Consider the following 11,237-nt stretch of genomic DNA (forward strand, 5'->3'; position numbering starts at 1 on the left):
CTGGAAATATTGGCAACCGGAATAAAATGGGTTGAATTGTTCAGGCATTTTTTGCCGAAGACACAGCATCATAAACACTGGGGGCGCTCTTTTCAACTCCCTGTCCCTATAAGCGGTCATCTTCTCCTGCGCCCAGGACTAGCGATTCTATTTGATCCACGGCATCGAAGTGTTTGTCGCGTGTCAGCAGCGTTCCCCCCACCTCCATGCAGCAGGCTGCAATCCAGACGTCATTGAGGGGAATCTTTCTACCCTTTTTTACTAGAGAGAGATAAATGACGGCGTATTTTCCAGCGACATCTTCGTCTACTGGAATGACTTCAATGTTGAGCCTGGAGATGATCTGCCGCAGTTTCCTCTCATTGAATTCCTGCCGTCTACCCTTCAGGAAGCCATAACGCAACTCACCGAGAACGATGGCTGGAATGAAGACGACCTCGCCGTAAGCTGCAATGGCATCGACTGTATGGGGCACCCCTTCGGCAAAATCACAATAGATGTTCGTATCCAGCACCAGCTTCAATCCCAGTCCCCTTCATTGATCTCAGAGAAGACTTTCAGTGAAGCTCTCAGATCTTCGGCGTCCTCGTGGGACATCCAGCCGGCCAGTTCTCTGACGGTCTGCTCCCGATTTTTGATCAGGCCCAATTTTTCATCTATGGCCTCGAGGATGTATGCTGTCTTGGATTTTCCCTCTCTGGACGCCATTTTGCGAATCAAGTCTTCCTTTTCGGGAGGAATCCTCAAACTGATCGGCATGGAAAACCACCTCCTTGTATCTCGTTTTATTTATTTGTATCTCGATTCAAGAACCCGGTCAATGGAGGCACCGTCATAATGACGGTAAAATTTTGCATTCGATTCTATACGCATCAACCCCATGACGGTGGCAATCACGACGAAGGATGAAAAGACTTGGTGACGCCATTTGCGTATAATGGATTGAAAACAGCTTTTTTGTAGGAGCGGCATCCTGCCGCGACAATAAGCCCGTCGCGGCAGGATGCCGCTCCTACAAAAAACAGGAAGCCATCCACTCGAAAGTTTTGCACCTCATCGCGTATAGTTTATAGTGCCATGATTGATCTGGATTGAAGATAATGCTGAGCGGAGCTCGGCACAGGCAGCCGCACGAATCCCCTCCCCCGCAAATCAGGATATGATATGAATCGCCCAAAATACACGGACAATGAACCAACCTTCCGCGAGCCCTCTGAAAGCGCTTCGCCCCACCCCTTTCCGTCAACGGAAAGCGGCACCTCCCAATGGAAGGGCATCATCCTGGCCGGCGGCAGCGGGACACGCCTGTACCCCATCACCATGGCCGTCAGCAAGCAGCTCCTGCCCGTTTACGACAAGCCCATGATCTATTATCCCCTTTCGGTTCTCATGCTGGCAGGGATTCGGGATATCCTCGTCATCTCGACGCCTGAAGACCTCCCGAGATTCCGGAAGCTCCTGGGAGACGGATCTCAGTGGGGCATCCGCTTTGACTTTGCAGAACAGGCACATCCCGAGGGACTGGCCCAGGCGTTTATCGTGGGAAGAGAATTTATCGGAGACAGCCGCGTCTGTCTCATCCTGGGGGACAATATCTTCTATGGCCATGGATTCCGTCAAATTCTGGCCAGGACCATGCGGTTTGACAGAGGGGGTCGAATTTTTGGCTACTGGGTGCGAGATCCACAGCAGTATGGAGTCGTCGAATTTGACGCTGCCGGCCAGGTCCTGGACATCGAAGAAAAGCCCTCCCGCCCCAAATCCAACTATGCCGTGCCGGGTCTCTATTTTTACGACAACACGGTCGTTGAAATCGCTTCACGGCTCAAGCCTTCCCAGCGCGGGGAACTGGAAATCACCGACGTCAACAGGGAATATCTCGCACGGGGAGAGCTCCAGGTGGAACTGCTGGGGCGGGGCTTCGCCTGGCTGGACACCGGGACCCATGAATCCCTCCTGGAAGCCTCCACCTTCATTGAAACCATCGAAAAGCGGCAGGGACTCAAAATCGCCTGTGTGGAAGAAGTGGCCTACGTTATGGGCTATATCGGCGCCGAAGAGCTGAGAGACCTGGCAAAGCCCCTCGCAAAGAGCGGCTATGGCGAGTACCTGCTGTCCCTGCTCGGCGGTTCGCAACCGGAGTAAGGACGCTCTGTTCTACAGCAACTTGCTGAAAATTGGTATCCTCGTCATTCCGGCAGTCTCTAAGCCGGAATCCAGCCCAGCGAAAAACCTGGTTCAGCGATGCAGAAATAACCGTTAGAAATGTCAGCCCGTAAGCACCTTGTCTTGATATACTCCAAACGGATGATATCGTGACTTATCGATGATCCTGTAGGAGCGGCTTCCAGCCGCGATGGAAAAGCTGGCTCCATCAGAATCGCGGCTGGAAGCCGCTCCTACAAAAGTCAAGATTTTACCCGTTCGCAGTATAGGTCTTTTTCCAACGGTTACTTATGATTTACTGAAGTTTCGCACACCAGCTGAGTGGTGCCATGGAGTGCAAACAGCTGGGATTTCACCGTTTTAAATGGAAAGGCAGCCCCGAATGTAGTAGTGTTGCTTTACCTAAGTCACCACAACTACAAACAAAAAGGAGCTGCCATGAAGAAGGATATCGCATTTTCTCTCTCCATCCAAAGAGAAATTGAAAAACGTCACCTCAATGTGGAATCTGAGGTCAACAAGTCCATGAATGAGCTGGGGATCAGGACATTACTGCACCAGTCGGGAATACAGAAAGAGAAAGGCTTTCCGACCGTCACTCTGCTCTTTGCCCTGATCATTTTGCCCGTGATCAAGCAGTCCCTCACGGCTTTATGGTCAGGGAAGTTCTTCGAGAACATGCTCCAGGCTCACAAGGACACCTACTACCGCTTCTTGAATCATCCGTGCTTCAACTGGCGAAAGCTCGTCACTCTTCTTGCCTGCCGGGAGATCGCCCGAACAGATCGCACTCCCTTCAACGAAAAGACCATCATTGCCGATGACAGCCTGCTCGGTAAGACGGGAGAGAAGATGGAACTGGTGAGCTATCACCATGATCATACGACCAATCGCTCAAAGCTCGGCTACCAGATGCTCCAGATAGGCTTGCACAACGGGACCCGTTTCTACCCTCTGGATCTTGGCTTCCACACGTCGAAGAACCGCCCCAATGACAAGCTGCGGGAGATGGACAAGCGAACCAACGGCTGGAAAAGACGCATGGAGTCTTTCGAGAAAAAGACAGACCTTCTGGTTCAAATGATCCGCAGGTGCTGGCAAAACGGGATCAGTGCCCGCTTTGTCCTCTTTGATTCCTGGTTTGCCTGTGACAAGGTCATCTCCCAGATTCTTGCCATTGGCTACGGGATCATCTGCCGGCTCAAAGCCAACAAGACTCACTACCACTACAAAGGTAACCCCATGACGTTGTCCCAGCTCTGGCACACCGAGGCCAGACACGAGCTTCGCTGGATCAGCTCCTGGCAAATCAAGGCTGCCATCCTCAAGGTTGAGCTGCCCCTTGCAGGGGAGGTGAGCATTGTGTTCGTCCGCTGGAGCAAGAAGAAATGGCATGCCTTCCTCTGTACCGAAACCGACATGGAAATCCATGAAATTCTCGACTATTACTCCCGCAGATGGGCAATCGAATGCTATTTCAGAGACTGCAAACAACTCCTCGGGCTTGGAAAAGGTCAGAGCGAGACATTCGATGCCGTGGTGGCCTGGGCATCGATTGTGGCGATTCGCTATCTCATCCTCATCTACATCCTGACCAAACGCCAGCTTGCTGGTCCCATAGGACCCTTGTTCCAAGAGCTTGCCCGTGAGCATCTCCAGCTGGCTCTTATTCAATCCATCTGGACTCGAATCCGGCAGATTCTCATGTTGTCAAGCCAGCTTTTTTCCACCAATTCTGCCCCGGATGAGTTCTTCTACTTGCTTGACGTACTTGAAAATTCGCTCATTAACTCCCCTGCGGAGGGGTGTGCGAAACTTTAGTGATTTACTGTTCTGGATGGCTGAGGCCCTAAAAATATACGCTCATTGAACCCGGTAAAGGAAAATCGTATGCCAACACCCGCATCAGAGCCGCAAGGCTCTTTCAGCTACTCAGATTATCTCACCTGGCCGGACGATGAGCGGTGGGAGATCATCGACGGAAGGGCCTACAACATGACGCCTGCGCCAAGTGTCAGACATCAGCAGACCCTCGGAAATATTTACGTTCTACTACGGCATGCCTTCCATGGCCGCGGGTGCTTCATCGGCATGGCGCCCACCGACGTCGTGCTGTCGGAACATGATGTCGTGCAGCCTGATCTATTTGTGGTCTGTGATCGGAAAAAGATCACCGAGCGCAATATCCAGGGAGCTCCCGACATGGTGGTGGAAGTGCTGAGCGCCTCCACGGCCAAGAAGGATCGCTGGGAAAAGAAGCTCCTTTACGAAAGGTCCGGCGTATCCGAATACCTTCTTCTCGACCCGGAAGGCCAATTCCTGGAACGTTATGTTTTGGAAAAGGACGGACGCTTCGACCGGGGAGAAATCCTTGGCCCGCATGAGACTATGGTGCTGAAATTTATGGAAGGCATCTCCATCCCGTTGCAGGAAGTTTTTGGGCCTGTTGCCTGACGCTAAAACGACGTTTCGGTAAGCATGGGCGTTTTGAGCAGAGGGAGAAATCCAAGAGCCGACGTGCAGAAAATCGGGGATGTTGGCATTGTTTTGGCTAATCTCATGGCCGAGGTGTCGCGTGATTTGAGTGTCGACCACGCATCTTTTTACCAGGGAACAGCAGGAAAAAATGCCGGCAAGGAGTAAAAATTCAAATGGTACCAGAAAAACTGCCCATCTTGCTCAGATTACCCGACAAAACCCAGGAAGAACTCCCGGACGTAAGCATCCTCATTCCTGCAAACAATGAAGCCGCCGGCATCGCGGATGTTGTCGAGAGAGTCCGCCAAGTCATGGACTCCCTCGACTACCTGTATGAAATTCTTGTTATCGATGACGGGTCGACAGACGAAACGGCCCAGAATGCCCTAGATGCCGGAGCCAAACTCATCAAGCATCCTTACAACATCGGCAATGGCGCAGCCATCAAAACCGGCATCCGAAACGCCCGCGGCAGACTTCTCGTTACCTTGGACGGGGACGGTCAACATCCTCCCGAAGAGATTCCTCAGCTCCTGGAAGAGCTGCAAGAGTTCGACATGGTCGTGGGGGCTCGTGCTCAAAATTCGCCAACCCACATGCACCGCGATATGGCCAATAGAATTTACAACTGGTTTGCCTCCTACGTGTGCGGCCGCAGGATCAAGGACCTGACTTCCGGATTCAGGGCGGTCAAGGCACATATCGCCCAGGAGTTCATTTCCCTGCTCCCCAACACTTTCTCCTATCCTACGACCATCACCATGGCCACATTGCGATCAGGGTACAGCTTGAAATATATCCCCATCACGGCGGCAAAACGCAATGGCGGCAGCAAGAGCAAGATCAAGATCTTCCGTGACGGCTCGCGGTTTTTCCTGATCATCTTCAAAGTGGCGACGCTGTTTTCACCCATGAAGATATTCTTGCCCGTCAGTTCTTCGACATTTTTGTTGGGTGTTGGCTATGGGCTTTTTAAGGTATTCTTTTTGGATGGACGCTATGGCCCAACATCAGCCATGCTCATGACTCTATCTGTTTTGATGTTTTTGGTTGGCCTGGTGTCCGAACAGGTAGCACAGCTCCGATTCGATAGACGCGAAATCTCAGTCAGCAACCTTCGCATTATACATGAGTCACTTCTCATTCAACAAGGTTGAGAACAAAATGCTGCATTTTGTTGTCGGAACCAAAGCTCAATTAATAAAAATCGCGCCCATCATGGCCTCCCTCCAACAAAGGCATATTGAGTACAATTTTATTTTTACCGGACAACATAAGGACACTATTGATAAACTTATACAAAACTTTAACATCAAACAACCAGATATAATTCTATATAGTGGTAAAGATGTGACAAGTATCATCCAAATGCTTTTTTGGATGATACGCATTATTTTTATAACATTAGTTTACAAAAAATACATTTTTTGTAAACAGGGTAAAAACGATATCGTTTTAGTTCATGGAGATACCTTTTCCACTCTTCTAGGTGCTCTGATGGGAAGACTATCAGGTAAAAAGGTTGCGCACATCGAATCAGGCTTAAGGTCATTTAATGTTTTTCATCCTTTTCCAGAAGAAATTATCCGTATCTTGACGCATGCACTCTCGGATCTCTTTTTTTGTCCAGGCGAATGGGCCATGAGAAATATCAACAATTCACACGGAATGAAAATTGATACATCTTTCAATACACTATACGATTCCCTAAGCATCGCAAGAGAGCAAATTGATAAAATCTCTATCGAGGTCCCGAAGTATAAATACGCCATAATTTCTATTCACAGATTTGAAAATATATTTAATAGAGACAGACTATGCGCAATTCTAGATTGTTTAAATCTTATTTCAGAAAAAATAAAACTTTTATTTGTACTCCACCCACCAACATGGAGTCAACTTTGCAAATATAACCTAATTAGTAAAATAAAATACCAAAAAAATATTCAGCTTTGCAACCGTTATGACTATTTTGATTTTATAAAACTTCTAATTAATAGCGAGTTTTTAATCACTGATGGTGGTAGTAATCAAGAAGAAGCATACTATCTAGGCAAGCCAACTCTACTAATGCGCAAAACAACAGAACGACAAGATGGTATTAATAGAAATGTCGTTATTTCTAATTACAACATCAGTTTAATAATGGCATTTGTTACAAATTATAAGATATATTTAAAAAACGATACAAGAGTAAATACTTCGCCATCGAGTTTAATAATATCGTACTTAAAACACTATTTTTAACATTGAATCATATTTATATTATGCATAAATTGAAATCAACCAGCATCTATGATGAGATATACCTAAAATCATTAATAAATAATAGCAGTATCCGAATAAATAGAATAATTGAGTTTATTGCTTTTAACAAATCGGATATAATTGGTGATTTTGCATCAGGTAGCGGAACATTAGCGTGGTCTATCAATAATAGAATCCTAAAATATTATGGTATTGACACATCATTAGATTTTATAAGATTTTCTAATAAACAGGCAAAGCTTTATGACATAAAAAATGTCTATTTTAAGTGTGAAAAAATATCCGAATTTTGTTCCAAAAGACCCCATTTTTTAGATAAAGCGTTTGCTTTAGATTTTAGTGAGCATTTAAATGATTCAGACTTTAACAAAATATTTAAAAGTATATGGACATCACTAAAACCAAATGGAATTCTTTATATGCATACTCCAAACAGTAAATATTTTATAGAAATATTAAAACATATTCATTTTATTCCCCAAACACCTGGCCATATTGCTGTTAGAAATGCCTCTCAATATAAAAGCATGCTTACCCAAATAGGGTTTAAAAACGTACAAATAATATATCTATCACATTATCTTCCAATATTAAAAAAACTACATTTTATGTCTAAAATACCACTAATTAATTATTTTTTTAGAGCCAGGATTTTTTTAATCTGTCAAAAGTGAATTTTAATAGTCTTGTTAATCTAAAACGATACAAATTGATTACATGAAACTCACTGTTATTATCCCTGCTTACAACAGCGAAGATACAATTGAAGAATGTATTAAAGCTATTATTTATCAAAAACGTGTTAAATTAAATTCAGATTACTCTGTACTCCTTGTCGATGACGGATCAACTGATAAAACTATTGACATTGCACAAAAATACCCCATAGAAATTTTATCCCTACAAGAAAACCACGGAAGGATAATAGCTAGATTAACTGGTGCACTGCATACAAAAACAGAAAAAATACTTTTTGTCGACTCCAGAGTGATCCTTAATGAAAATCTGATTTCACTACTAGAAAAATATTGCGCCTATCCTGCTGTCATGGGTGAACAAGAGAATGATCCAAACATCAAGTATGAAAACTTTTTTTCAACCTTTCTGTACTTGATGAGAAAGAAATATTATGGAAAAGAAAATTTCCCTCTCAAAATTGAACAACTCATAATTAATAAAGAAAACTTCAGAAAAGCCCCTAAAGGCACCACTATATTATTCATCGATAGAGAACTCTTTATCAGTCTGACCCCAGAAAGAACTGGTAAACATGTGAACAATGACACACTCCTTTTCCAAAAACTGATTTTTGAAAAAGGGATAGACCTGATAAAAATCAGGGAATTATTTTTTCAATATAAGATGAGGTCTGAATTAAAAAAATTTCGTCCTTGGCTATATGATCGCGGTATGGCATTCAGTGATTTTTATCTAGTGCAGGGAGGCTACTTTCATAAAGCATTCTTAACGAGTACCATTTTTATATTGTTTTTAATAATGACCTTAACTATATCTGCTTTTATGATTCCAAAGATATTTATCTTTATTAGTATTTTGCTATTAATAGCTTATCTTATTGTAATTATATATTTAAGCGAGAACATTAAAGATGTGATGATTTTATTTTTTTCTACTCCAGTTATTATTTTTATTTTTGGTGCAGGGATAGTAAGTTATCATATAAAGTTGTTAAAAAATACACTTTAGAATTCAATAATATTGAAAAATTTCATATGACAAAAATATCAAGATATATATTATCTATTTCATTTGTTTCTCTGCTATTATTATTCTTTTTTTATTACTTAATTAATAATCTTAGAGCGTTTAGAATTATAGAGAATATATCGGCAAGTAATATTATTATTTTAATATTATTAAATCTCACAATAGCTATAATCAATGGTGCATCAATGAATATCACCATTGCATCACACAAGGTCAATCTAAGTTTCAACGAATACACATCTATTTCGGTGCTTTCGAGCTTTGGGAATATTTTTCTACCATTTCAAGGAGGAATTGGGTTAAGAGCGGTTTATTTTAAATCTAGATATAATCTTAATTATACGCTATTTATTTCATCGCTTGCCGGTAATTATATCATTATTTTTAATGTTATTTCTATATTCGGGTTAATAGTAATGTATGTATTATACTTAAGAGGGATCTATAACACAACAATATCTATAATTTATATTGTAATGCTTATAGGATCGATATATTTTATATTCTGTTACCCAATAAAATTTTACTTTATCCCATTTTCGGGGATAAAAAATAGAATACAAATAATTATAGATGGATGGTTAGTTATAAAAAAGTCTGTTCGTAATATTATTTATCTATACATACTAACTTGTCTTAATTTTAGTATTTCTATTTTTATTATGTATACCGAATTCAAAATGTTACAAATAACTGATACAGAAGGATTGCCAATAACCTTCTTACAATCAACGTTTATTTATTTGATTACAACGCTTTCTCTCTTTATAAATTTGACACCAGCTTCACTAGGTATAAGAGAAGGGCTAGTTATACTTACCTCTAACATTGTTAATATTTCACCTTCTTATGCACTTGCTGTCACAATACTGGATAGGATTATTAACTTTTCATTACTTCTAGTATTGGCATATCCAGCATCTCGATTTTTAAAAAATAACCAACGGAAGCAGCAGGAGAAAGGGATTCTGTGAATATCGAAGAATATGCAAACAAACATTTTCAGTATTGGTATAGCCAAGTAGAAAATTTAGAATTAAAATTGTTATTTGAAAATAATAAATTCAAAAATATTATAGATATTGGTTGTGGTGACGGGTCAATTCTATACGCATGTAGTCAATCTGGCTATCTAAATAAATGCAATGAAATATGGGCAATAGACTTATCATGGCAAAGACTATCACAAGTATATAATATTTCCAATTTTATCAAGTGCGTTCAAGATGACGCACAAGAGCTGCGTAAAATTCCAGAAGAATATTTTGATTTTGTTATTTGCACTCAGGTAATTGAACATGTCGAAAATGATTTATCTTTGTTAAAGGCTATATATCGCATATCAAAAACTGGAACAATAATATACTTAGATACAATATTTAAAAAACGATTTGGTTGGTATTTCTATATTAATGAAAAAGGCAAAAGAACATTAGATCCAACACATGAAAGAGAATACGAAAATGATAATGAATTATTTTCCATAATATGTAATGCTGGACTAAAAATTATCTATTCAAAAAAACAAATTGTAACTTTCTCCATAATGAATTATATAATAAGATTATTAAATATAAAAAATAGACTAATATTCCAGAATAAATTTCTACAGATTTTACAAAAAATAAAACTCCCTATACCTGGATACTACATATGGAAATTAATTTTAGCTAAATAGGCCGGGTGCGGCTCTTTTGGATCGAGGGTCAAAGAGTAGGGCGTCCAAATTGGCGAACGCCCGTTGGCTGGTATTTGACTCCAGCACTGGGAAGCAATGCTCCTGGTTCCAACGGATTCTGTGCATTCCGGCGATATCGTTCTTACGGCTCCGGAATTTTCTTGAAAATATTTTTACTTTCATTTAGTTATCGGCAACTAAAGAGAATCATATGGTATTTAATGGAGGAACTCCATGGAATCGCTCTTGGTTGCCAGCAAAGTCATCTGTCTGCCTTTTTGCAGTGAGGAGCACTACGAGGAGTGCATGAAGGATAAAGGTGCTTTTCGGCAGTTCATCACAGACATGTACACCAAATACCCCGAGATCTTCCCCCATCAGATGAAGGAAGGATTCAACTTCCGAGGATTTACCGCCTCATCTCGCAAGCTGGATGGCTTTCGCATGCGGCGCATCACGCTGTCCGATAAAAAGGTCTACCAGATCCGTCCTTCTTTCATGATGCCTTACCTGACGGGTAGAACCGATGAGGTGGAAAAGGCCCTCTTCCTCTGCCGGTTCGGAGTTCCCCTTTGGGCTCTGGTCTATGTCTTCGGGAGAAACGAGATGTACTGTAAGCGTTCAGGGGGCTTTTCGTAAAATGGTCAATTTTCCTTTTGTATTACCGGCGGTCAGCAAACCTGCCAAAATGGCCGGTTGGAAAGTCGTCCATCGCGATGAAAGGGCGTAGCTCAGCGACGTTGTCTCTTTTTGAGAACAAAAAAAGGCCACTGAGGGATCTCGGAGATTTAGAGAGCCCTCAATGGCTTACAGCTTCTTTTTTGATTACTTCACTTTTCTTCTATAGCTACTTCCCCCGAGGATGAGGATTTCCGAGCGAAAAACGAGACGATCGGCTATCGCGGTGGCCACAGTGGTG

The 11,237-nt window shown here is 42.4% G+C and carries 12 protein-coding genes; 10 read left to right on the forward strand and 2 right to left on the reverse strand.

The annotated features are described in order from the left end of the window. Positions 1-106: 106 nt before the first annotated feature. Positions 107-514, reverse strand: coding sequence for a type II toxin-antitoxin system VapC family toxin (locus tag MWC30_RS07560; RefSeq protein ID WP_244083567.1), 408 nt, complete (start codon positions 512-514; stop codon positions 107-109). Between the two features lie 5 nt (positions 515-519). Continuing rightward, entirely contained in the window at positions 520-759 is a 240-nt protein-coding gene (locus MWC30_RS07565) for a DUF1778 domain-containing protein (RefSeq protein WP_244083555.1), read from the reverse strand. A gap of 561 nt (positions 760-1,320) precedes the next feature. On the opposite strand from MWC30_RS07565, the gene rfbA reads away from it, so the two are divergent. From rfbA to MWC30_RS07615, 10 genes are all read left to right on the forward strand, one after another. Next, positions 1,321-2,145, forward strand: coding sequence for a glucose-1-phosphate thymidylyltransferase RfbA (gene rfbA, locus MWC30_RS07570; RefSeq protein ID WP_244083568.1), 825 nt, complete (start codon positions 1,321-1,323; stop codon positions 2,143-2,145). A gap of 459 nt (positions 2,146-2,604) precedes the next feature. Next, a complete protein-coding gene (locus tag MWC30_RS07575) occupies positions 2,605-3,987 on the forward strand; it encodes a transposase (protein WP_244083556.1) in 1,383 nt (460 codons plus the stop codon). Between the two features lie 69 nt (positions 3,988-4,056). Then, positions 4,057-4,620, forward strand: coding sequence for a Uma2 family endonuclease (locus MWC30_RS07580; RefSeq protein WP_244083557.1), 564 nt, complete (start codon positions 4,057-4,059; stop codon positions 4,618-4,620). 197 nt (positions 4,621-4,817) lie between these two features. Beyond that, a complete protein-coding gene (locus MWC30_RS07585) occupies positions 4,818-5,801 on the forward strand; it encodes a glycosyltransferase family 2 protein (RefSeq protein WP_244083558.1) in 984 nt (327 codons plus the stop codon). Between the two features lie 7 nt (positions 5,802-5,808). Continuing rightward, positions 5,809-6,891 carry a UDP-N-acetylglucosamine 2-epimerase gene (locus MWC30_RS07590; protein ID WP_244083559.1) on the forward strand — a complete coding sequence of 361 codons (1,083 nt, stop codon included), beginning with the start codon at positions 5,809-5,811 and terminating at the stop codon, positions 6,889-6,891. Positions 6,892-6,911: 20 nt separating this feature from the next. Beyond that, positions 6,912-7,586, forward strand: coding sequence for a methyltransferase domain-containing protein (locus MWC30_RS07595; RefSeq protein ID WP_244083560.1), 675 nt, complete (start codon positions 6,912-6,914; stop codon positions 7,584-7,586). A gap of 43 nt (positions 7,587-7,629) precedes the next feature. Beyond that, positions 7,630-8,619 carry a glycosyltransferase family 2 protein gene (locus tag MWC30_RS07600; RefSeq protein WP_244083561.1) on the forward strand — a complete coding sequence of 330 codons (990 nt, stop codon included), beginning with the start codon at positions 7,630-7,632 and terminating at the stop codon, positions 8,617-8,619. A gap of 26 nt (positions 8,620-8,645) precedes the next feature. Further along, on the forward strand, positions 8,646-9,614 hold the full coding sequence (locus MWC30_RS07605) for a lysylphosphatidylglycerol synthase transmembrane domain-containing protein (protein ID WP_244083562.1): 969 nt from the start codon (positions 8,646-8,648) through the stop codon (positions 9,612-9,614). After that, complete coding sequence (locus tag MWC30_RS07610) at positions 9,611-10,318, forward strand: bifunctional 2-polyprenyl-6-hydroxyphenol methylase/3-demethylubiquinol 3-O-methyltransferase UbiG (protein ID WP_244083563.1); 708 nt, start codon at positions 9,611-9,613, stop codon at positions 10,316-10,318. Before MWC30_RS07605 ends, MWC30_RS07610 begins: the two co-directional genes overlap by 4 nt. A gap of 234 nt (positions 10,319-10,552) precedes the next feature. After that, positions 10,553-10,957: a hypothetical protein gene (locus MWC30_RS07615; protein WP_244083564.1), complete on the forward strand. Its 405-nt coding sequence runs from the start codon at positions 10,553-10,555 to the stop codon at positions 10,955-10,957. The last annotated feature ends 280 nt before the right edge of the window (positions 10,958-11,237 follow it).

Origin of the sequence: Desulforhabdus sp. TSK (genome assembly GCF_022836495.1) — a bacterium.
GTDB lineage: Bacteria > Desulfobacterota > Syntrophobacteria > Syntrophobacterales > Syntrophobacteraceae > Desulforhabdus.